Raw genomic sequence first — 21,347 nt, 5'->3', positions numbered from 1 at the left:
GGTGCTGCTGCTCACCCGTCTGGCCGTCGACTGGCACGACGAGTACGACGTGACCACCGGCACAACACGGCAGGATGGCGCGCGGCTGCAGCCGAGGCGACCCCGGAAAAGCTCCTGCCCTGGTACGAGGAGCAGCTGGCCACCACTACGGACGCCGAGCGGCGTACGCGGCTGGAAGAGGTACGGGACTGGGTGGCGTCCGGCAACTCACCCGACGGGCGGTGGTCGGCCCTTCAGGCGTACGAGGCGGTCCTCGCCGAGCTCCCCGGCCTTCTCGACCTGCTCGGCGACGATGATCCCGGCGTGCGGACGCGGACCGCCTACCTCCTGGCCTGGTTCCCGAGGCATCCGGCACCACCTTGCCCCGCCTCCTCGACCTCGCCGCGAGCGCGGAGGACCCGGTCACCGCGGCCACCGCCCTGCTCGCCGCAGGCCTCACCGGCCCCTCCGCGACAGCCGCCGGCATCGCTCCATACCTGGACGCCCCGGACCTGCTGCTGCGGTGGGCCGCGGCCACCGCGCTCATCCGCCTCGCCACCACCGGCGAGGCACCTCTCACTCCTGCCCTGCTCGACCGCGCCGTCACGGAACTCGCCGCCGCGGCCCGCAGCACTCCCGCGCGCGTGACCGACTACTGCGAGGGCGACTTCCACGGCCACATCGAACGCACCCTGCACTCACTCCCGCGGACCCCGGCCACCGTGCGCGATGCACTCGACACCTGCCTGCCCCGCGTCGCACGGGACAGGAACGGGACCCGGACCAGGAAAGCCATTGAGCAGCTCTTCCCCACCCCGCACCCCCCCCGCGCCCCGTTGCACCGATATGACGGCGGCGCAGCAGTTGCTGGACGACCTTGCCGGCCATCATCACTCGTGGGTCATCCGGTCTTCCGGCGACCGGCTGCGTGCACTCGGTCTCCCGGACTCTCAGGAGACCCTGCGGGCCTTCACCGGATCGCACCGTACGGCCTGAGCCTCTGCAGTTCTGCACGGGACGGAGGAACATGGCATCGGCTGCCGCGGGTAGCGACGGGCACGTGTCGGCCTGCGTTCGCCAGGAGAGCACACAGCGGACGAGTACCGCTCGCTGTGCGCGCTCACGCCCCTGTGGAACGGAAACTTCGGCAGCGGCACCGAAGCTGCCGTCAAGACCGTCCAGAAGTGCTCCGGCCTCACCGCCGACGACCAGGTCGGCCCCAAGACGTGGAAGTACCTCGCGTACCCCATGTTCGGCTGCGGGCACTGACCCACGTTCTCGCGTACAGCCGAAATCCGACCACAGCACCGCCCCCACACAGCTGAGCTCCCTCGTCCCGAGGAGGGCAAGGGAGCGCGTACTGCCCCCAGCCCATCGGGATGCCATGGCCGGCATCTCGGCGCAGCGTGCGCGAATGCCTGGCCGCCCGACGGCGGAGCCGCTCAGTGCTCGGGGAGCCCGCTCACACAGCCGGCGATGAAGTCGTCCGCGTCCACGCCTGCGAGGCCATTGAGCTCAGCGGGGAAACGACACTCGTCCTGGGCCTTGGAGCGGCTGATGTCCGGCCGGCCGCCTTCCTCCTAGAGCGCGACGCCCATTACCAGGCCGTCCCTGGAGGCGGGCGTCTGTTCCACCGGCGCATCGGCGGAGCAGGCCACCGTGGTCACCGCCACTGCGGCAAGGGCCCCGGCACACGCCAGAAAGTTCCGTGCTCCTTCTGCCCGGCTTCCCTCGCGCCATCGGCCCGCCCACCCCATCACTTTCCGAGTTTCGGCAGGTCCACCTACAACTCCACGCATCCCGCCCCTGCGGCAGGGCTGCTGTTTCTGGAGGACGGCCGCTCGGGCGAGCCGCTCCACACGGAGGCCGGCACTGAGTCGTTGGCCGGGTTACCGGGCGGCACGCCAGGTGTGAACGGCCCCGCGACCCGGCTGACGCCCGCGACTTGTTCGACGACCTGTTGGCCATTGCGCGTGTGCCTGAGTCATCCAGAGATGGTGCGGAGGTCGGCGCCGGTCAGATCACAGCTGGCGTCCCACAGCCGTGCCGCGACGGAGCGGTCGGCCAGGTGGTTCCAAACTGCTTCACGGCGAGGCTCGCCGCGTAGGCCGAAGACACGCGGTCCCCACACTTGGCCTCCACGCACGGCTGGGTCGAGCACCGCCCGGACCGCGGGCCATGCGCCGGCGTGTTTGCCCTGGACGAGGAGGGCCGCGGGAGCCGCTCTCAGCCGTGCGCCGGTAGTTCGCACATGGACCGGAGGCCGCGACGGGGTCAGGGAGTCCAGCGCGCCGCCGGGATGGACCACCACGCTCGCCACCGTGCTGCCGGCAGCACGCAGGCGGCGATCGAGTTCGATGCCGAAGTACATCTGTGCCAACTTGGAGCGTCCGTAGGTCCGCTTGGGCCGGTAGTCCTTCCGGGACTGCAGGTCGTCCAGGTCGAGCCGCTCGGACTTCGCCGCGAAGCTTCCCATGGTCACAACGCGGGCCGCCGGCGCAGCCGACAGCAGTGGCATCAGCCACTGGGTCAAGGCGAAGTGCCCAAGGTGGTTCGTGCCGAACATGAGCTCGTGACCGTCCCCGGTCTCCCTGCGCGGCGGGTCGTCAAGCGCGACGCCGGCGTTGTGGACCACCGCGTCAAGGCGCTCCACTTCCAGTGATTCCACCGCGGTTTCGAGCGACGAGAGGTCGGCGAGATCCAGCCGTACGGCCCGCACCCGTGCACCGGGGACACGTGTACGGATCGAGGCCGTGGCGATCCCGGCCTTGGCGGGGCTCCGGCTGCCGAGTACGACGGTGGCTCCGGTTGCCGACAACTGCTCGGCGACGAAGTACCCGATGCCGGCGTTACCGCCGGTGACCAGGAAGACGCGGTCATCAGCCCCCGGCAGTCGTCGGACATTCCAGGACGGGGTGGGCGACATGACGACGGGCTCCCTTGCTGTTGAAGGCGGTTGCAGTTGTTTCCTCGAGCAACTCGACATCCACGGTCCCAGCGGTCGCCGACAGATCGCCTATGAATCACCGACAGTCCCGCCGGACGACCGGCATCCTGCCGACGTGGCGCCGACCCATCACCGCGCCATGCTGCTTAGCGTCACATTGGCCACCCGGAGTGCAATGGCCAACTGGGGCACTCAGGCACAACGAGCTCATTAGTCCGGAAAGGAGTGTGGCAGTGGCCGGAGCGATCGGGCACCAGGTCTGGAAGGCGGGGGCGGCCGGTACGGCGTGGAGATCGAACACCACCACATCGACCACCCCGTCCTGACCTCCTCCACCCCCGCCTGACCCGCCCGGCACCACAGGGGGGCGGCCGCCCGGGTTTCCCGGGACGGCCGCCCCCTTTACTCATCCGGCCCCTACACCGGTGCCGGCGTCGCCTCAGGCTTCCGCTTCGGGCGCAGTGCGGCGAGCGGCGAACGCCGGCCCTTCCCGACCGACCGCAGCTCCTCCCAGTCCACCTCGGCGTGCGGGGCGACGAGTGCGTCGACATCGGCGGCGCGGTAGAGCGGCACGTCGACCGCACCGGCCCGGGAGGTGCCGAACCGCACCCCGACCCACTCCGCCGCCCGGATCCACCCGGGCGTGACCATCCAGTCGAACTCCACCTTCCTCACCCGAAGACGGGTTGCGGCTTGTTCGGGACCGAGCGGGATGTCCGTAGTGACGAGCTCGGCCAGGTCCTCGCGCCCGCAGACCTCCTCGACCTGTCCGGGGTGGTGCAGCGTGTCCTCCGGGTTGCCGGACAGATCGGCGAGCAGTCCCCGGGCGACGAAGCGGCGCACCACGAACGACGTGACCGCCGCGTTTGCGCCCGGCACGTTCGGCGTGCCGAGTGCGGCGGCAATCCGGTCCGCCGCCGCCCCGCCGGAGACCGCCGTCTCAGGCATCACCGCACGCCCGGCGGCGGCTGGGGCGAGCGGCTCTTTGCCGAGATCGACCTGGTGGCCGGTCCAGGCGTGGTCGTCCCGTGTCCGGAGCATCCTTCGAACTGCAGGAGTACGACGAACGGCAGATGATGCCCATCCACCGCAGCCAGTACACGCGAACCCGAGAGGAAGCCGGAAGATCCCCGACGATGTACGGGCCGAGGGGCCCAGTCGCATCGGTGGTTTCTTCCGCACGTGTGATGCGCAAGGGCCCCTGGGCATCGGCAAGTCCCTCCTGTCGGAGGCGGCGGTCCTCGACGGGAGGCGCTGCGGACGAGACGAGGGCTACGCCTCGAGCTCCTCCGAGGCGCCCGACTCATCGGGCCGACTCGGCGTGTCCACAGCGTCGACGCCGATCTCGCTCTCATCGATCGACGCGACACGGTCTCCCGGGCGGGCTCCGTCCATGCTGTCCTCCTGTTGTGATCGCGCGTGAGCGCGCTCGGTGGTCGCCGCTGGAACCCGGCTGGTTCCCGGCGGGTTCATGAAGGGCGGCGCAGCTGTTCAGCCGACATCCTGAACAGCAGGACGTCGGTGTGGGTGCCACGTTGCTCCAGGTACTGCTTGTCTCGCCCCTGCTGTTCGAAGCCCACCCGTCGCAGGAGCTTCGCGGACGCCGTGTTGCGGGCGTCGCAGGTGGCCACGATCCGTTTCACCCCTGTGGCGAAGAGGCGGTCTGCCACAGTGGCCATCGCCTCGGTCGCGTAGCCCCGATGTCGCATGTCCGGCGCCAGCGTGATGCCCACCCTGGCCCGGCGACGGCCGGTCTCGACATGGAGATCACCGATCAAGCCGGGCCGCTGGTTCCGCTCGATGGCGTACTGGAAGAAGCCGGGCCCGTCGGGGTTCTCCGCGAGGTATCCGGCAACGATCGCCTCTGCCTCCGCTTGACCGACCGGTGAGCGCCAGGTCTGGTAGCGGGCGACACAGTGGTCGGAGCGGTAGCGGGCAAAGGCCGACGCGTCGGCACGACTGAACCGCCGTAGCCGAAGCCGACGCGTCACGATGTCGGGCATTCGTCCCTCTCTTCACCTGGCCGGTTCTCGAAACCGGAACCGCGGCCGCAGGCTGTCAGAAACAGCCCATAGGACTGGCACCACAGGCCTCGGCGGTCACCGGGCCGACTGCTTCCGCCACGGTGCCTCCGTAGGCCGGCGTGACCGCGACGCCGAGCACCAAGGCCGCCGCCACACCCACCACCACTCGGACTGCCCGCCTGAGCAACGTGTTCCTCCAAGGCCGTGAACTGAAAACAGACTCGTAGTAGGCCATCCGCCGATGGACGGCTGCTCAACAACCGATCAACGGCCCTTCTCATAGCCCCCTCGGTTCGAGTGACCGCGACGGAAGCCGGGAAGAGGATCCGCTCCCCGCCCTCCATCGCGCCCACTGCCCGCACGTGGGGCCGGTCCCTTACGGGAGCTTCTCCCCGTATCCGAGGGGAGGGCCCCACGAAGAAGGCCGGTCACGGACTCCCGCTCGACTACTCCCCGCGCACGCGGGGAGGGCCCAGCTGCCCGCCGGCGAAGGCGGCCCGTCCACGACTGCTCTCTGCTCGCGCGGGAATGGCCCCCGGGAGCCGGCCTTGTCAGCCACTACCGAGGCGTCTGTTTCCCGCTTGCGCGGAGGGTGGCGACTGGCCGTTCTCTGTTTGTTCCCTGTCCCGCTGCTCCCTGTACCTGCGGGGATGGCCTCGGCACCCAGGCCCGAGATCTGACCGACATCGACGGCTCCCTGTGACCGAGCAGGGATGGTCCCGACCGTCAGGGTCAGGCCGAAGCCCACAGACGCTGCTCCCCGCTCGCGTGGGATTGGTGTCCAGGAAGCGGAATTCTCACTCGGGTCGAATGGCTGCTTTCCGTGTGGTCGGCAGTCCGACCGCTGGGGCCGGGCGACTCACATCCCGGGGCGGCCGGGATCGTGATCGGCCGGGCAAGTCCTGGTCGGGCAGGCCCTCCGATCGTGTCCGTTGTTCGTAGTGACGCGCGCCGGCGTGAATACTGAAATGGGACTCGATGCCTGTTCGAGGAGTACCGCGTACCGCGTCAACGGCCAGCTCACGGCCTGACGTGATGTGCTTCATGACGTGGGGTGAAGGAGACACGTCCGGATGCACCGGCTCGCCGGCCGAGGCCGCGTTCGGGGCGCCCATTGCGGCATCGCAGTTGCTCCGGACAGGAGGCTTTCATCAGGGTCTCCGTTGAGGTGCAGTGGGTGGCGCGTTCCTCCGGGGCGGTGCGGGCGTGGCTGGGGGAGAGGGGCTTCGGGCGAAGGATCATCGCTCTGGAGGGGGCGGTGAGGGCGAAGGGCTGCCCGGAAAGGCCGGATTCTCCGGGTGACGTACGTCGCCGCTGCCGAGCATGATGCGGGCCCGGGCCCGCATCGGCTCGTCGCCGCGCCGGGAGAGTACGACCAGCTCGTCGACCCGGGCCGTCATGGGGCCGAGGAGAGCCTCCGCCTTGCGGGCGAGGAGGTGCGGGTCCGGGGTACGACCGAGGGACAGGTGGGGGGTGAAGCCGTGAGAGTGCGATCCGCACAGCGGGAAGCGGAGCTCCAGGGACTCCCACAGCCGTGACCAGGGCTCGTGGTCGGCGGCGGCCGGGTCGAGCCAGACGGTGGCGTCCTGGCGATGGCCGAACCAGTGGACGCCTGCCAGGCGGGCGGTGAACGGCGGCGTCTCGGCGAGCGCCGCGGCGACCAGCGGCAGCGCCCGGGCGAACTCGGCCTCGGGGACGAAACCGAAGAGCACGTTGACGTGCGGCGGCCAGCGGCGGATCTGCCGGTCGTGTTCGCGGCGAATGTGCTGGATCGGCGGCCACAGCTCCGCCGGCGGCAGCCAGGCGACGGCGGTGCGGTTCGTCGGCGGGACGGCGAGGATGTCGCAGGGCGCCGGGGCCGGCACAGGACCGACCTGCCCGACGAGGGTCTCATCGAGCCTGTCGACGCCGGAAGCGCGGTCCCAGACGACCTGGCCGTCCGCCTCGAAGAACACCACCCGGTGCCAGGGGATCTCCCCGCCCGGCACGAAGTCGCCGAGCAGAACGCGCTTGGGCGGGGCACCGCGCTCCGCGATCCCCATCACGAACCGCTCGGGGTCGAACCGCGGGTCCCAGAGCACACGGTGGTAGATCTCGTCGCTGGTGTGCATATCAGCACCTGCCCTCGACTGTCAGGGTGCCGCGCGCCCGGTCGGCCCTGCAAGCCAGTGCTCGGCCCGCCCGCATTGCTGCGGCCATGGCAGGAGAGCGAAACACAGCAGCGGATACCACCCCCGACTCCCACCCCGGACACCAGAGGACAAGTAACCCGCGAGTAGGACTGTTGGCGCCCACCGCTCGCGGGGGATGGCCTGTGCTCCGGTCGTTCTGGTCGCCATGCCGCGGGTGCGATGACTGTTGCCGGTGTACTGACCATGCCCTGCGGTGTGCTCACTGCCACGCTTGCCCTTTACTGCTTCCTGCACCGGCAGGGATGGCCCTGGGCAGGAGCTGGGCGATCGGGGCAGCATCCCTTGATCCTCGTGCCTGCGGGGACGGTCTCGGCGATCTGGCGCCGCTGGTCGTCGATGACGACTCCCACTCGCTTGCGTGGGGATGGCCGTGCCTGCGCCGATGCGTTCGAGGAGCCTGCTGCTTTGCTCCCCGCTTGTGTGCGGTGGTGCTGTCGCCCCAGTCGTGGGTGATGTAGAGCCTGCCTGGCGTAGGGAGTGCTGAGGTTCCGGGAGCTCGGTATCGGACCTGACTGCCTGTGCCGAAAACTCTTCGGACTGTGCGTTCCCGGTCGTTCCGGTGTCTGACCGCCATGGGGAGTGCATGCGAACCCGCCTTTCGTACGGGTTCGCATGCATGGCTCAGGCGTTGTTGTTCTTCCGTTGCGGCGAGTCCACTGGCGGCGGTCCGCTGTCTGGAAAGGCGGCGTTGACATCGACGTGCTTGCGTTCCGCGCCGGGGGGACGGTTTTGTGTGTGGCCCGCAGGAATGCTTGGAGGGCGCCGGTCGGGGCATGCATCAGCGCCTCGCCTTCGGGTGAGCTGAGAGCGATGCACATGGTGCCCTTCCTCTTCATGGAGGGCCACACGCGCACGTCCCCAGTGCCGACGGGAGTGCGGACGTCTCCGGTCAGCAGTTCGCGCGAGAAGACCCATTCGACGGTTTCCTCCGCGCCGGTGTGGAACGTCATCTGGACGGCGTAGGGGTCCGAGACACGGTAGACAGCCTCGGCGGGGACAGGGAGGGGGAACTGTCCGAGACGACCAGCCGGAGCATGAAGCTGCACATCACCTCAGCAATCTCCGGCTCCCCTCGGGTGCGGACGGTCCACTCCTTCGTCGGCGCCACCGGCTTCTGCCGCTCGACCGTGTCACCAGCCGCAAACGGCGGCGCTGCTTAACTCCGGGGCCGAAAAGGTCACAGGGTGTCTAGTGTCCTGAGTCGGAGATTCTTGGGTAGTTCTCTCAGCCTCCGGCCTTCGGGCCGACGGTTCCAAGTCGAGCCCCAACCTGGTGAGAAGCGGGCGCGGCCGCCGGTCGATCGAAGCAGAGATCTACCTAAAGACTTCCGACTCAGGACACTAGGGTCTGTTGCGAAAGTGGATCTTGTTCGTTGATGATCACTTGTCGTGGGACGTGGTGATCTGACGAACGGCCAGTGGGCCCGGCTTGAGCCCTTGCTGCCGATGGGCATCAAGCCGGGCCGGCCGCAGGTGTGGACGCGGCGGCAGCTGATAGACGGCATACGGTGGCGGACCCGGACCGGCGCCCCCTGGCGGGACGTGCCCGAACGTTACGGGCCGTGGGACCGGGTCTACGATCTCTTCCGCCGCTGGCAGCGGGATGGGACCTGGGCCCGGATCCTCACCCGGCTCCAGGCCGAAGCGGACGCGAAGGGCCTGATCACCTGGGACGTGAACGTCGACTCCACCGTCTGCCGGGCCCACCAGCACGCCGCCGGGGCTGCGAAAAGGGGGACCTCCAAAAGGAGCCGCCCGGCGGTGTCTTCGTCGAGCCGGCCGACCACGGCCTCGGACGCTCCCGTGGCGGCCTGACCAGCAAGATCCACCTCGCGGTCGAGCAGGGGCAGAAGCCCCTGTCGGTGGTGATCACGGCCGGGCAGCGCGGCGATTCCCCGCAGTTCGAGCCGGTCCTGGAGGCGATCCGGGTGCCCCGGGTCGGGCTCGGCAGGCCGCGCAAGCGTCCGGACCGGGTGCGGGCCGACAAGGCGTACGACTCCCGGAGCAACCGCTCCTACCTGCGCAGACGCGGAATCAAGGCAACGATTCCGGTGCCTGCGGACCGGGTGCGCAACCGGCTGAAGCGCGGCTCGCGCGGCGGCCGCCCGCCGAAGTTCAACAAGGACGACTACAAGCAGCGGCACGCGGTCGAGTGCGGGATCAACCGGCTCAAGCGCCACCGGGCCGTCGCCACCCGGTACGACAAACTCGCCGTCCGCTACGAAGCGACCGTACTGGTCGCAGCCATCAACGAATGGCTGTGACCAGCACTTTCACAACACGCCCTAGGTGGTTTCGGGCGGTGGAGATCAGCCGGGCCCGGGCTGCTTTGAACGGTTCCCAGTCCTTTGTCGCACGTGCCCTACGCAGGCCGACCAATACCGCGTGGGCCTGGGCTCCTACCTCGGGGGCGTTGGTCAACTCGATCAGCGTCAGGGCGCGGCGGGACGCCAGGTGCGCTTCGTCCTGTGCCCGGGTGTGCGCGTAGCCGGTGTGGTCGGCGCGGCCGGCCTCAGCCTCCCAGGCCAGTGTCATTTCTCTGTCGGCGGCTGCGAGGAACTCGACGATGGTGTCGCGCTGGGTGGCATAGTGCGTGGCGGCGCGTGCGGCCTCAGCAGTGAGTTGGACGGTCTTAAGCCCAGCGGATCTTCCGATCAGGCCGCCGCCGACAGCGGCGATCGCGGCTATCACTGCGGTGATGACGGTCTCCATGGCCCGACGGTAGCGGCCGCGCTCTCACTGCTCCCCGGCTTTACGCCAGGACGCCTGGGCCTGTCCGGAGAGGATGTGGATCCGGGGCGGCAGGGCGTTCACTGGGCGCCGAGCAGGCCTCGTGACCGCCGCCTGCTGCTGATCGGATGCGTGGACGCCTGGGCTTGACGGGCGCCCCCTCTCTGGAACGGGTCGCAGCCGCTGGCATGGCGCCCACCGTGGGAAGCGGCTGCAGTTCGGGGTGCTGGTGACACAGCTCTTGCCGGTACCTCAGTTCAGCGGGTTGCGCCGCCGCAGCCGCTCGCCGTCACCGGCGATTTCCGACACGGAGCTGAGACGCCGAGCGTCCGACAAGGCGTGAGACAAGCGGGCGAACCCGCAGGCCACAAGATCGGCAGCCGAGACAGGCCGCGAGACTCTACAGAAGGCGCCTGTACGGAGATCTGACGGCCTGGCGCCCTCTTCCGAAGCCTTGGTCATCCAGGGTGGTGATTGCCCCTCAGATCGTCGTACAGCGCTTCTAGTTCGGGCTTGCGGACCCGCTGGCTCGTTCGCGCACGTCATCGCAGTCGCTGTGACTGAGTGCTTCAGTTGGCGGATGAGCGCGCTTCTTGGCGGGGCTGAGCAGCGTAGATGGCGGACGACTCAGCAGGCCAGCGCCGCTACGGGGCGCACGGAGGGAGCCGGGCCCTCGGTCGCGGGCCGCTGCCCTGGCCAGAGGCCCGGTTTGTCGATGCCGAGTCAGGTGACGTGCTCGCTGTACCCGTCGTGCTCGTCGTCGTCGATCACGCACTCGACTCTGGGTCTGATCCTTGAAGCGGCTTTCTAGGGCGCTGTGCGTGGACGCGGCGCACGCGCTTGACCGTCACCGCCGCCGGGAGGCCGGCCAGGAGGAGGGACAGCCCCACCGGGAGCATCCCCGCCCACACCGTTGGTGAGACGTACGCGGTGCCGGACGTACCGTCCACCAGCCACGCACGAACCGGTTGCGAATCGATGTCGCCCTCGACGGGGACGTCGAACGACGAGCCACCGTCGTCCGGGGTGAAGGCACCCGAGCAGGACGTCGACGTTCCCGCATTGGCCACGGTGTTGTCGTACGTCCGGCAGCTGACTTCGGTCACGGTCCCGGGCTCGCCCCACAGCGCCGTCCGCAGCTCTCCGGTGAAGTTCGTCAGCACGACGTAGGCCAGAAACAGGCCGACCAGACAGGCCAGCGCCAGCCACGGCGCGGGTCCGACCTGCTCCGGTTGCCCGTCCAGAACGTCCCCACCCTCGCTCATCCCCACCCCCGGATCGCCGACGGACCTCCATGGTGACCGATCCGAAGTACCCTCGGAAGCCCTCCATGACGTGCTGGTGGGCTCGCACGATCGTCAAGCCGACCGACACCAGCCAGTCGATGTCGCCGGCCGCGTCCTTCTCCGCCCGGACCGCCCGCGGCATCCGGGAGAACGTGGCTGTCGGGACGTTTCGGCAACGCGGCGAGGTGCCGCGTCAGACGCCGCAGCCCCGGCCATGATCCGCCGGGCAAGGCCTAGCGGGCCTGTCCTCCAGCCGTCCGGCACGGCCACCCTTCAGCCCAGCCGAAGCAGCTCATCGACCGGATCGTGAAGACGTATACGAAGGCCGGCGAGGACTACGGCTACTTCGCCTCGCCCGCCGACGCCGAGATCTTCGAGCACGAGCTGGCCTACGCCCTCCTGCACCAGATCTTCAGCTTCAACTCGCCGGTCTGGTTCAACGTCGGCACACCCCAGCTCCAGCAGGTCTCCGCCTGCTTCATCCTGTCCGTCGACGACTCCATGGAGTCCATCCTCGACCGGGACCGGGACCGGGACCGGCACCGGGGTCCTAGCCTCCCGCCCACCGATGGTGTAGCTGACTCCCCGGCCGGTCGGGGGGTGTACGGGATGGTCCGGGGTGCTCCCGCGCGGCGAGAGTTGGGTCCATGAACACGCACAAGGTCCTGCTCGCCGCCCTGCTCGTCCCGCTCGGTGCCACCCTGGCCGTCGCCCCGGCCGCCTCCGCCGCCACCCCACCTGCCCCGGCCTCTGCCCATGCCGCCGTGGCCGCCGGCCCGGAGGAGGTCGTGGCCGCCGCGTTCCGCTCTCCCGAGGCGGCCCTGGGCCGGGTGGCCCATCCGCTGCGCACCACCGAGCCCCGTGGCGGTCTGGCCGACCTGCGCCCGTTCGGCCGGATGGTCGGTGACGCCCGGGTGGTGGGCCTGGGCGAGGCCACCCACAGCTCGCACGAGTTCCTCACCGTCAAGCACCGCATCTTGCGGTACCTGGTGGAGGAGAAGGGCTTCCGGGCCTTTGCCCTCGAAGCGCCGTGGAGCACCGGACTGCGGCTCGATGCCTACCTGCTGCGTGGCGAGGGCGACTTGAAGCAGATCATGGACGAGGAGTTCCAGGGTACTTACCGGTGGTGGAACAACGCCGAGTACCGCGATCTGCTCCAGTGGATCCGCGCGTACAACGTCCAGCACCCCAACGACCCGGTCCGCTTCGTCGGCGATGACGGCGGCTTCGCCGGCGCGGAGCTGTACGACAAGGTGAGCGCCTACGCGGCCGTGGCCCGCCCCGACCTCACCCCGCGGCTCGCCGAGCTGTACCGGGGTCTGCGGCCCGCCACCGACGCCGAGACGTACGTCAACGACTACCTGTCGAAGCCGATGGCCGAACGCAAGGAGCTCGCCGAGCGGACCGGCCGGGCGGTGGCCCTGCTCAAGCAGCGGCCCGGCACGGGCGCCGACGCCGACGCGCACGCCTGGGCCGTCCAGCACGCCACCGCGATCCATCAGATGACCACGCTGTTCGCCTTCGACTGGGACGACCCCCAGAGCGTCCCTGACCTCATGCTCTACCGTGACCGGATCATGGCGGAGAACGTCGCCTGGTGGCAGCAGCAAACCGGTGACAAGATCGTGCTCGCCGCCCACAACGGCCACATCGCCCTCAAGACCTACATCCCCGGCGCCTACCCGAAGGTCCAGGGCGACTTCCTCCGCGAGCAGCTGGGCGGCGGCTACCTCAGTGTCGGCCTTACCTTCGACCACGGCTCGTTCAACGCCTTCGGCCCAGACGGCGGCGTCCACCGCTTCACCGTCGGCCCGGCCGCGCCCGGCACCGCCGAGCACACCCTGGACCGGGTACGGTACCGCGACTTCGTGGTGGACCTGCGTAACACTCCGGCGGCGGCCCGCGCCTGGCTCGCCGTGCCGCGCACCGTCAAGAACATCGGCGCCACCTACCCCGGGATCGCGGACGCTCCGCAGATCCGGCTCTCGGAGTCGTACGACGTCGTGATCCACCTCCAGCGGGTGGAGGCGGCCTACATGCTCAAGTAGCACCGGGCTCGCGCGGCGCGGCGGCGGCGCGGTAGGTCGGCCCGGCCGGTCCGACGTCCCGCGCCGCCGGCGATGGGCGTACTCCTTGCCGGAGCGCGCGACGGCTCCCTCACGCAGCCGCTGTCCTTCTCTGCGTCGGCCTCCCTGTGCATGCTCCTGCTCCGATTCACCGCGACGCGGGGCCTCGCGCCCGCCGCGTTTCGACCCGGTCGACTACCGCGAGCGTCACGCGCTCGAGTGCGGGATCAATCGCCTCAAGAGACACCGCGCTGTCGCCACGCGATACGACAAGCTCGCCGTCCGCTACGAGGCGACCGTCCTCATCACGGCCATCAACGAGTGGCTGTGACCCTCGGCCGTCACGCGGTGGGATCCACGTTCCACGTCTGCGGCAGATCGCTGCCGCAGAAGACGCAGACGAAGTCGTCCTCGCGCACGATGTTGTGCTCCTGGCAGTCAGGACACCGCCGGAACACCACCTCATGGGTGAAGCTGGAGGGCCGCCTGAGCCCTACACGGTTCAGGGCACGGGCAACTGCCGACCAGGAGGCCACGTCCGGGCAGTAACCGGTGGACTGGTTACTGACCTCGCCTACAGCCCACCAGCCCGCTTCACGTATGAAGCCGATCTCGCCGGCACTCAGGACCATGTCTCCGCCGGCACAGGCCACGTGCTCGCTCCGGCGCGGCGCCAGCCGGAGCACACCGTCCGTGCTGACCACGAAGGTGAACGGCTCGGCCAGCTCCGCCGCCGATCGCCCAGCGATCCAGTCGTCGAATTCTGCTGCCGAGCTGATTCGGCACCCGTTGCTGCCGGGCAGGACCGCATCCTTCAGCTCCACCGGTCCGACATATCGGTAACTCCGCCCCCGCGCACTCACATCAGCCAACCTAGAGCACTTCCGACACACCCCCTAGTCTGTTTCACCCGGTGGTCATGTCGCGGTGGGGATGTAGGGCGCTGCGACCTGGGCCATGGTCCGAAGTTCCGTGAAGTAGGAGGCGCAGTACTCCTCGTTGATCAGGGGCACGATCTTTTCGAGGTCGGCGATGCAGCTCCAGAGGTAAGCGATGCCACTGTCGTCGAGCCCGCCGCTCAGCTCCCTCTGCACGAGGCCGGCGACGTCGGCGTCCAGGAGGACCAGATCTACGCCGCCGAAGTCCACGCCGCGGAAACCGTCGGGGAACGGTGCACGCAGGTGGTCCTCCCACAGCCCGGCGAGTCCGTCTTCGGGCTGTGCTCCGCCCACGTCGGGGCCTGCCGTCCCTGCTGCGGACGATGGGCGAAGGAGCAAGGAGACCGCATCGAAGACGGCACGCACCATCGCGACGGCCCGGATCGGGTGGAGGGCGGCACTTGACTCGACGCCCCGCGTGAGTTTGTCGCGGAGCAGTCGGCTGCGGTCGAGTTCGGCGGCGAGTCCAGCCGTGATGAGCCCTGCGCCGGTGGCTCGTTCGATCAGGCCGTGGAGTGGTTCGTTCGTGGCCAGACGCTTGGCGAGGACGTGCTCCAGGGCGAACAGGGAATGCGTGACGGCGACGGTGGCGAACTCGTACCGGTAGTAGGAGTGCCGGATGAGCTCGCGGGAGGTTTCCATCGCGCTCATGACGTACATCGACGCGTCGCCGGGCAGAACCAGGTCGGCAATCAGGGCGTGCATGTCCGCATAGTCGAGAGCGAGGTCACGGGCGCGCGGGTCCCGTACCGGCTGGAGGAGCGGGCCGGTCGGCGGCGGCAGGGTGTTCACCGGTGCAGTCTTGTCGTCGGAAGACTGTTGGTGCCATCGGATTTGCTCGCGGCGATTGGTGACCCGCCGCCGCATGTCGCCGCTACCCGGTCCGACCTTGAAGAACAAGCTGTGAACTGGTGCCAGCCCGGTTCATGCCTACCTCGGGGGCGCCGATCTGCCGGTTCGCCAGGGATACCGGCCTCGGACATCGAGCTTCGACTCGACACCGCAGAGGTTGTGCCAGAACCGCTGAACGTGAACGAAGCCACGCGGGGATGGCTCCGTCTCCCAGGCGTGTCTGGACGACCTGGTGCACTGCTCCCTGCTCCCTGCTCGCGCGGGGGAACAGCGCGTCGCGCCCGCTTGCACTTCGGATCTGCTCGTCGCCGTGGGGCCAGGGGTCAGGCGAGGTCGCGGTGGCGGCCCACTTTGGTGGAGAAGAGGTAGAGCGGGGGCAGGAGGGCGGCGGCGCAGACGGTCCAGAGGGCGGTGTGAGCGCCGGTGTACGTGGCGAGGAGGCCGGCGGTGAGTGCGCCGAGCGGCAGCGCGCCCCAGGAGACGAAGCGGACCGTGGCCATCACGCGGGACAGTAGCTCCGGCGGCGACTGGGTCTGCCGGTAGGTGCGGGTGGTGATCGAGCCGATGACGGTGCCGAAGGCGAAGCCGGCGTTGCCCAGGGCGAACCAGTACGCGTCCCCTGCCGACGTGGTCAGCGGGGCGAGCAGGAGCAGCGTGCCGCCGGCCAGGTCGGCCGCGATGACGCCCCACGCGGTGCCGAGGCGCGTGGTCACGCGGACTGCGACGGCGGCGCCGGCGAGGGCGCCGACCCCGTCCATGGCCAGGACGAGACCGAGCTGTACGGAGTCGAGGCCGGCCTCGCGGACCAGGTAGAGGGGGGTGAGGGCGACGAGGGCCGCGTTGAGGAAGTTGGCGGCGGTGGCCCAGATCATGCACGGCCGCATGACGGGGTGCTTGATGACGTACCGCAAGCCCTCACGTATCAGCCGCAGCACGCTCTCGCCGGTGCGGGGCGCGGGGCGGCTCTCGGGGAGGGTACGCAGGAGCACGGCGGAGGCCAGGTAGCTGGCAGCGTCCACGACGAGCGCGCCGACCGGGCCGGTGAGGCCGATCAAAACGCCGCCGAGGGAGGGGCCGCCGGTATCGGTGACGGCGTGCGTGCCCGACATGACGCTGTTGCGGGCGGCCAGCTGCCGGGCCGGGACGACGGCGGGCAGGAAGGTCGAGTTGCCGATGTCGAACAGCACGGTCGCCGCGCCGGTGACGAGCGCCGCGAACAGCAGGTGCGGGTACGTGAGCGTGCCGAGCCACCAGGCGAGCGGCAGCGATCCGAGCGCCGCGAAGCGTACGAGGTCGAGCGCGACCTGGAGGCGACGCAGCGGTACGCGCTGCGCGACGACGCCCGCCGGGAGGCTGAGCAGCAGCCATGAGACCTGCCCGGCGGCAGCGAGCGCGGCGAGCTCGAATGCGGTGGCGTCGAGGACGGTGAGGGCGACGAGCGGCAGGGCGAGGGCCGTGACGGCGGTGCCCGCGCCGCTGACGGTGGCGGCGGCCCAGAAGCGCCAGAAGGCGCCTGGCGGGAAGCTCTCCTGGTCGCCGCGTCGGTCGTGCTTCGGGATCGCTCGTGTCCCGCTCATACGGCGCCCACCCCCTGGATCTAGTTAGTCTCTATTAGGAACTCACTCGTTCCAGGTGCGTTTCTATCGGGAACTAACCTCATGGCGCAAGATGGTCCCGATGAGTGGCCGCCGTGTGCGCAGAAGTGGAGACGCAGTGATGAGGTCGGTTCCCGAGCGGGACGCGGCCTGCGCGATCGCGCAGGCCGCGGCGGTGGTCGGCGACTGGTGGAGCCTGCTCCTGATCCGGGAAACCGCCCGAGGGCACCACAGGTTCGACGCACTCCAGGAGGAGCTGGGCATCTCCCGGAAAGTGCTCACCGAGCGCCTGGCGCACCTGGTGGAGACGGGGGTGCTGAAGAAGGTCCCGTATCAGGACAGGCCGGTGCGGCACGAGTACCAGCTGACGGAGAGCGGCCGGGGGCTGCTGCCGGTCCTGCTGTCGATGCAGGACTGGGCGGACCGCTGGGTCCTCGGCGACGGCTCGCTCAGCGGCACCGCCGACGAGGCGAGTGCGGAGGCACGGCGCGTCGCGGGCCTGGCGGGCGAGCGGCTGCCGGTCCTGGAGCTGCCAGGTCATCGGGACGGCGCGCCGGTGGACCCGGTGGCCGACGGCGTGGCCACAGTCCTGTTCTGCTATCCGGCGACCGGGAACCCCGGTCCCCTACCGGAGGGCTGGTCGGGCATCCCCGGCGCCATCGGCTGCACACTGGAGAACCGGCTCTTCCGGGACGCGTACGAGGACTTCCGCGCGGAGGGCGCGGAAGTGCGCGGCGTCAGCACCCAACGCACGGATGAACAGCGGGTGTTCGCGGTCGAAGAGGGCCTGCCTTTCACTCTCCTCTCGGACGTCGACCTGCGCCTCGCCGCCGCCCTGCGACTGCCCACCTTCCGCGCCGGACAGGTGCTGCGGCTGAAACGGGCCGTGCTGGTGCTGGACCGTGACCGCGTCGTACGGCACGCGCGCTTCCCGGTGACGGACATCCCGGCAGCGATGAGCGAGGCGCTGACGGAGGTACGGCGCCTGGCGGCGGAGGACTGACAGCACCGCACGCACCTCTTCCGCGCAGCCGGGGAAACCGATCCCGAAGGAGGCCCACCTGAACGCGGCCGCGATGACGGGCGGGTGAGCCCCGGCAGAGCGGACGGAGGAACGGTGATGCCGCGCCCGCCGGCGTATCGGCGGCCAACGCCTCATACCACGGTGCGGAATGGCCGGCCTACGCGCCGCCCCAAGTGTCACCGGAGTCCCCACCACCACCGTACGGCCATGGCTCATCCGTCCCGAAACGGACCCATAGCCAGTAGGCTCCCGCGCCGAGCGCCAGCAGCCCGACCGGGATGAAGACCGCGAGCAGTACCGCGACCACTATGTCCATCTCCCGGACCCCCGTCCCCAACCTGTAGGCCGGTGGCCTCGTGCTCCCAGGCACGCCGGCTTCCCTCAGTCCCTTGGCGGCGCGCGGCCACCGCTCACGCGCCTCAGGGCCGAGCCTAGAGATCGTCTTCAAAGGGGTCAGATCCAGAGCAGGATTGAGGCGATGGTGACGGCAGCCTGGTAGGACTCGCGGGTTTTGTCGTAGCGGGTGGCCAAGCCGCGCCATTGCTTCAACCGGTTGAAGCAGCGTTCGACTACGTTGCGGAGGCGGTAGATCCGCCGGTCGAAAGCGGGTGGCCGGCCGCCGTGCGAGCCCCGGTTGAGGCGCCCGAGGGCCTGGTCGACGCGTTCGGGGATCGTGTGGGTGATGCCGCGTCGTTGCAGGTAGCGGCGGATCTTCCGGGAGCTGTAGCCCTTGTCGGCGATGACGTGGTCGGGCCGGGTGCGCGGACGGCCCGGCCCGTTGCGGGGAACGCGGATCGACTCCAGGACGGCTTCGAACCGGGTGCAGTCGTTCGCGTTGCCGCCCGAGAGGACGAAGCCGAGCGGGCGCCCTCGCCCGTCGCAGGCCAGGTGGAGCTTGGTGCTCAGTCCGCCACGGGATCGGCCGAGGGCGTGATCACCCGCTTCGTCCCCGTCTCGTGCCCCCTTTTGCCGCCGGTGGCGTGCTGGTGGGCCCGCACGATCGTGGAGTCGACCGAGACCAGCCAGTCGAGGTCCCCGGCCGTGTCCTTCTCCGCCTGGACCTGCCGCAGTACCCGGGAGAACGTGCCGTCCAGGGCCCACCTGCGGAACCGGGTGTACAGGGTCTGCCAGGAGCCGTACCGCTCGGGCACGTCCCGCCAGGCCGAGCCGGTCCGTAGCTTCCACACGATCCCGTTCAGCACCAACCGGTCGTCCGCGCGGGGCCGGCCCGCGGTCCCCGAACTCGGCAGGAACCGTGACAGCACAGCCCACTCGGCATCCGAGAGCTCATGACGACGCACCATGGCCGACATGATCTCTCATCACTTGATCAGCTTTGAAGACACCCCCTAGGCCCAGTCGTCGCCGTTGACGATCACGAAGGCCGAACCGGTGTTCTGGCGCAGGGCGATGCGGCCGTCCTTGGTGTGGACGATCATGTCGGCCTTCCTGTCACCACCGTTGCCGCTGCCGTCGACAGCGTCGGCGAAGTAGAGGCGTCCGAGGTCGGTGCCGGTGACGAAGCGGCCCCAGCCGCCACTCCAGTTGGTGCCGCCGTTGAAGCTGCTGCCGAGGTTGGTGCGGACGGCGATGTTGCCGTCGGTGGTGTGGACGATCATGTCGGCCTTGTTGTCGGCGTTCATGTCGGCGAAGTAGAGGCGTCCGAGGTCGGTGCCGGTGACGAAGCGGCCCCAGCCGCCACTCCAGTTGGTGCCGCCGTTGAAGCTGCTGCCGAGGTTGGTGCGGACGGCGATGTTGCCGTCGGTGGTGTGGACGATCATGTCGGCCTTGTTGTCGGCGTTCATGTCGGCGAAGTAGAGGCGTCCGAGGTCGGTGCCGGTGACGAAGCGGCCCCAGCCGCCACTCCAGTCGCTACCGGCGTTGAAGCCGGTACCGATGTTGAGGCGGACGGCGATGTTGCCGTCGGTGGTGTGGACGATCATGTCGGCCTTGTTGTCGGCGTTCATGTCGGCGAAGTACAGGCGGCCGAGGTCGGTGCCGGTGAAGAAGCGCCCCCAGCCACTGCTCCAGTGGACCGCCTCATTAAACCGGTAATAGGGCTGACCGGGCTTGAGAGCGACCGGACCCTTGTAGGCGACTCGTACTGACACGCTGCCATTTCTGCTCTGGACGATCATGTCGTCCAAGCCGTCCCCGTTGACGTCCGCCATATGGACGATGTCGCGCTCCGTCTTGAGCCACGTCAGCGCAGCGGGGTCGGCGACATCCACGGAGAGGGCACTGGTGCGGGTCTCATTCAGGTCAGCCCCCAGGCAGCCGGCCTGCCAGGAGCGGCTGTTGATGCCGACCAGCTCGAGCTTTCCGTCCTTCTCCCGGAGGAGAGGGCCGCCAGTGTCGCCTGCGCAAACTGCCGCACCGCCCTGCCCCGTGATGGCGACGGTGCCGTCCTGGACGGCATCAACCGTGAAGCTTCCCGTGTGGAGGGTGAAGGGCACCCACTCGGTCTTGGTCCGGCCGAACCCTGCGACCTTCAGCGTTTCACCCGCCGCGGCCGGCGTGGCGGCCAGGGAGACTGGCGTGATTCCGGAAGCCGGCTGTTCGAGGCGCGCCAGGACGAGGTCGCGGCCCTGGTAGGGGACGAGCTCGGTGACCGTGGTGACCAGACCGTTAGGAGCGAATGGGTCGCCGACGTCGGTCAGATCGCTGCGGCCGACGGTGACAATCGTCTTCTCGGCCGGCTTCCCGGCGGTGAGCTCGGTCAGCCCGCGGGTGAAGCAGGAGGAGGCGGTCAGCACCCAGCGGGCGTTGACCAGCGCGCCTGAGCAGGCGCGCATGGTGGTCTCGCTGTTGCCGATCGCGAGCTTCGCGGTGAACGTGTAGGACGTGTCGGTAACAGTGGTGCCGCTGACTGCTTGGGCAGGTGTGGTCAGGGTGGCAGCCGCCAGGGTGAGAGCGAGGAGGCTTGTCACCGAAGTAGTGCGTGAACGTGTTGCAGACAACTGTCTGTTCCTTAGAAGGGCGGGTCATGCGGCGCTACATGCCCGCTTTCCCGCTGCTGTGGACGGACGCGGAGGGGTGGGTTCAGCCCGTGACGCGGAGATCGACGACCGTGGACCGTGCCCCCCCGACGCCCTCACCGAAGGGCTCGTAGTCGTTGGCCGTGGCCTTGATGACGGTCTGCTGGCCGTCGGCTGTGATGGTGGCGGTCACGGGGTAGTCGCGCGTGAAAAGGCCGAACGAGTCGCCGACTTCGAGCGTCAGGTATGCGGGCTTGGCCCGAACGTCGAAGCAGAATTCGACCGACTTCGAGAGCCGACTCTTGATCACGATGTCGGTGGTTCCATCGCAGGTGACGAAGACGATGTTCCCGTCCCCCCTCTTCAGCAGGATCTTCTGTTCCTGCTGGATCTGGGCCGCGTTCGGGTAGTCGAGGGTCTCGACGGCCAACGGGGGCTGCGTCTCGTCAGCGGCCAGCGCCAACGAGGCAGCAGCAGGGGTGGAGGCAGGCGTAGTTGCGTTGGCTGCGCTGTTCACAGTGAGCCCAGCGACTGTGGCTACCGCTGCCGTAAGGCAGGAGGCGAGGGCCATACGGGTACGGCGTGCGGACACGAAGACTCCCAATGTTTGTCAATTCGGACACATGTTCGGTCCGATGGTGTCTGCGCAGTAAAGCATATGTAAGGATCACGCAAAGGGTGGCCGACGGGACGTCACACCCGCTGCAGGCCTGCCCTCTTGCGGTCGCCTCCTCGCA

General features: G+C 69.2%; 17 protein-coding genes and 2 pseudogenes. 5 read left to right on the top strand and 14 right to left on the bottom strand.

Annotated features, from left to right (window positions below; all coding sequences use genetic code 11):
• Positions 1–207 precede the first annotated feature (207 nt).
• Entirely contained in the window at positions 208–348 is a 141-nt protein-coding gene (locus tag BLW86_RS41755; RefSeq protein WP_177181499.1) for a hypothetical protein, read from the bottom strand.
• Between the two features lie 699 nt (positions 349–1,047).
• Here BLW86_RS41755 and BLW86_RS43875 point away from each other — a divergent pair.
• A complete protein-coding gene (locus tag BLW86_RS43875; protein WP_093878412.1) occupies positions 1,048–1,248 on the top strand; it encodes a peptidoglycan-binding domain-containing protein in 201 nt (66 codons plus the stop codon).
• 715 nt (positions 1,249–1,963) lie between these two features.
• On the opposite strand, the gene BLW86_RS00315 is transcribed toward BLW86_RS43875, so the two are convergent.
• The 5 genes and pseudogenes from BLW86_RS00315 to BLW86_RS42720 all read right to left on the bottom strand — a co-directional run bounded on the left by BLW86_RS00315 (position 1,964) and on the right by BLW86_RS42720 (position 8,190).
• Positions 1,964–2,905, bottom strand: coding sequence for an SDR family NAD(P)-dependent oxidoreductase (locus BLW86_RS00315; protein ID WP_177181498.1), 942 nt, complete (start codon positions 2,903–2,905; stop codon positions 1,964–1,966).
• A gap of 438 nt (positions 2,906–3,343) precedes the next feature.
• Positions 3,344–3,967, bottom strand: a complete 624-nt coding sequence (locus BLW86_RS00310) for a hypothetical protein (protein ID WP_256341126.1) — start codon at positions 3,965–3,967, stop codon at positions 3,344–3,346.
• Positions 3,968–4,395: 428 nt separating this feature from the next.
• Positions 4,396–4,929 carry a GNAT family N-acetyltransferase gene (locus BLW86_RS00305; protein WP_093872135.1) on the bottom strand — a complete coding sequence of 178 codons (534 nt, stop codon included), beginning with the start codon at positions 4,927–4,929 and terminating at the stop codon, positions 4,396–4,398.
• A gap of 1,259 nt (positions 4,930–6,188) precedes the next feature.
• Positions 6,189–7,061 carry an RNA repair domain-containing protein gene (locus BLW86_RS00300; RefSeq protein WP_093872134.1) on the bottom strand — a complete coding sequence of 291 codons (873 nt, stop codon included), beginning with the start codon at positions 7,059–7,061 and terminating at the stop codon, positions 6,189–6,191.
• Positions 7,062–7,763: 702 nt separating this feature from the next.
• Positions 7,764–8,190 (bottom strand): annotated as a pseudogene (locus BLW86_RS42720) (SsgA family sporulation/cell division regulator).
• Positions 8,191–8,530: 340 nt separating this feature from the next.
• Between BLW86_RS42720 and BLW86_RS00290 the strand changes: the two are divergent.
• A protein-coding gene (locus tag BLW86_RS00290) for an IS5 family transposase (RefSeq protein WP_256341125.1) occupies positions 8,531–9,405 on the top strand; the annotation gives its coding sequence in 2 pieces (ribosomal slippage) (positions 8,531–8,924 and positions 8,924–9,405; 876 coding nt in all).
• Here BLW86_RS00290 and BLW86_RS00285 read toward each other — a convergent pair.
• Positions 9,389–9,853: a hypothetical protein gene (locus BLW86_RS00285; RefSeq protein WP_093872133.1), complete on the bottom strand. Its 465-nt coding sequence runs from the start codon at positions 9,851–9,853 to the stop codon at positions 9,389–9,391. The genes BLW86_RS00290 and BLW86_RS00285 overlap by 17 nt on opposite strands.
• Before the next feature lie 785 nt (positions 9,854–10,638).
• Positions 10,639–11,142, bottom strand: a complete 504-nt coding sequence (locus tag BLW86_RS00280) for a hypothetical protein (RefSeq protein ID WP_143060188.1) — start codon at positions 11,140–11,142, stop codon at positions 10,639–10,641.
• 300 nt (positions 11,143–11,442) lie between these two features.
• Here BLW86_RS00280 and BLW86_RS43870 point away from each other — a divergent pair.
• Together BLW86_RS43870 and BLW86_RS00265 are read left to right on the top strand one after the other, a co-directional pair.
• Positions 11,443–11,676 (top strand): annotated as a pseudogene (locus BLW86_RS43870) (hypothetical protein); the annotation flags it as partial.
• 128 nt (positions 11,677–11,804) lie between these two features.
• Positions 11,805–13,205, top strand: coding sequence for an erythromycin esterase family protein (locus BLW86_RS00265; protein WP_093872130.1), 1,401 nt, complete (start codon positions 11,805–11,807; stop codon positions 13,203–13,205).
• 359 nt (positions 13,206–13,564) lie between these two features.
• Here BLW86_RS00265 and BLW86_RS00255 read toward each other — a convergent pair whose 3' ends face one another.
• From BLW86_RS00255 to BLW86_RS00245, 3 genes are all read right to left on the bottom strand, one after another.
• Positions 13,565–14,041, bottom strand: coding sequence for a hypothetical protein (locus BLW86_RS00255; protein WP_256341624.1), 477 nt, complete (start codon positions 14,039–14,041; stop codon positions 13,565–13,567).
• 99 nt (positions 14,042–14,140) lie between these two features.
• The gene (locus tag BLW86_RS00250) at positions 14,141–14,953 is read right to left on the bottom strand and encodes a hypothetical protein (protein WP_256341124.1); all 813 of its coding nucleotides are present in this window, start codon (positions 14,951–14,953) and stop codon (positions 14,141–14,143) included.
• Between the two features lie 383 nt (positions 14,954–15,336).
• The gene (locus BLW86_RS00245; RefSeq protein WP_093872128.1) at positions 15,337–16,590 is read right to left on the bottom strand and encodes an MFS transporter; all 1,254 of its coding nucleotides are present in this window, start codon (positions 16,588–16,590) and stop codon (positions 15,337–15,339) included.
• Positions 16,591–16,729: 139 nt separating this feature from the next.
• Here BLW86_RS00245 and BLW86_RS00240 point away from each other — a divergent pair, with 139 nt between their 5' ends.
• Complete coding sequence (locus BLW86_RS00240) at positions 16,730–17,611, top strand: winged helix-turn-helix transcriptional regulator (RefSeq protein ID WP_093872127.1); 882 nt, start codon at positions 16,730–16,732, stop codon at positions 17,609–17,611.
• A 474-nt stretch (positions 17,612–18,085) separates the two neighbouring features.
• Here BLW86_RS00240 and BLW86_RS00230 read toward each other — a convergent pair.
• From BLW86_RS00230 to BLW86_RS00220, 3 genes are all read right to left on the bottom strand, one after another.
• Positions 18,086–18,936 (bottom strand): IS5 family transposase gene (locus BLW86_RS00230; protein WP_371129427.1). Its coding sequence is split into 2 segments (ribosomal slippage): positions 18,086–18,585 and positions 18,585–18,936, totalling 852 coding nucleotides; the frame shifts between segments, so codons are not numbered across the junction.
• 45 nt (positions 18,937–18,981) lie between these two features.
• Entirely contained in the window at positions 18,982–20,562 is a 1,581-nt protein-coding gene (locus tag BLW86_RS00225) for a S1 family peptidase (RefSeq protein WP_093872125.1), read from the bottom strand.
• Positions 20,563–20,674: 112 nt separating this feature from the next.
• Entirely contained in the window at positions 20,675–21,040 is a 366-nt protein-coding gene (locus BLW86_RS00220; protein WP_256341123.1) for a hypothetical protein, read from the bottom strand.
• Positions 21,041–21,347: the final 307 nt, after the last annotated feature.

Source organism: Streptomyces sp. TLI_105 (assembly GCF_900105415.1).
Taxonomy (GTDB): domain Bacteria; phylum Actinomycetota; class Actinomycetes; order Streptomycetales; family Streptomycetaceae; genus Streptomyces.
The sequence above is the reverse complement of the archived record's forward strand: the minus strand, read 5'-3'. Positions and strand labels throughout refer to the sequence as shown.

Excerpts from the sequence above, each read along its gene's own strand:
- BLW86_RS41755 (WP_177181499.1), bottom strand. The coding sequence starts at position 348 with ATGCCTCGGGAACCAGGCCAGGAGGTAGGCGGTCCGCGTCCGCACGCC.
- BLW86_RS00315 (WP_177181498.1), bottom strand. The coding sequence starts at position 2,905 with ATGTCGCCCACCCCGTCCTGGAATGTCCGACGACTGCCGGGGGCTGAT.
- BLW86_RS00310 (WP_256341126.1), bottom strand. The coding sequence starts at position 3,967 with ATGCTCCGGACACGGGACGACCACGCCTGGACCGGCCACCAGGTCGAT.
- BLW86_RS00305 (WP_093872135.1), bottom strand. The coding sequence starts at position 4,929 with ATGCCCGACATCGTGACGCGTCGGCTTCGGCTACGGCGGTTCAGTCGT.
- BLW86_RS00300 (WP_093872134.1), bottom strand. The coding sequence starts at position 7,061 with ATGCACACCAGCGACGAGATCTACCACCGTGTGCTCTGGGACCCGCGG.
- BLW86_RS00285 (WP_093872133.1), bottom strand. The coding sequence starts at position 9,853 with ATGGAGACCGTCATCACCGCAGTGATAGCCGCGATCGCCGCTGTCGGC.
- BLW86_RS00265 (WP_093872130.1), top strand. The coding sequence starts at position 11,805 with ATGAACACGCACAAGGTCCTGCTCGCCGCCCTGCTCGTCCCGCTCGGT.
- BLW86_RS00245 (WP_093872128.1), bottom strand. The coding sequence starts at position 16,590 with ATGAGCGGGACACGAGCGATCCCGAAGCACGACCGACGCGGCGACCAG.
- BLW86_RS00240 (WP_093872127.1), top strand. The coding sequence starts at position 16,730 with ATGAGGTCGGTTCCCGAGCGGGACGCGGCCTGCGCGATCGCGCAGGCC.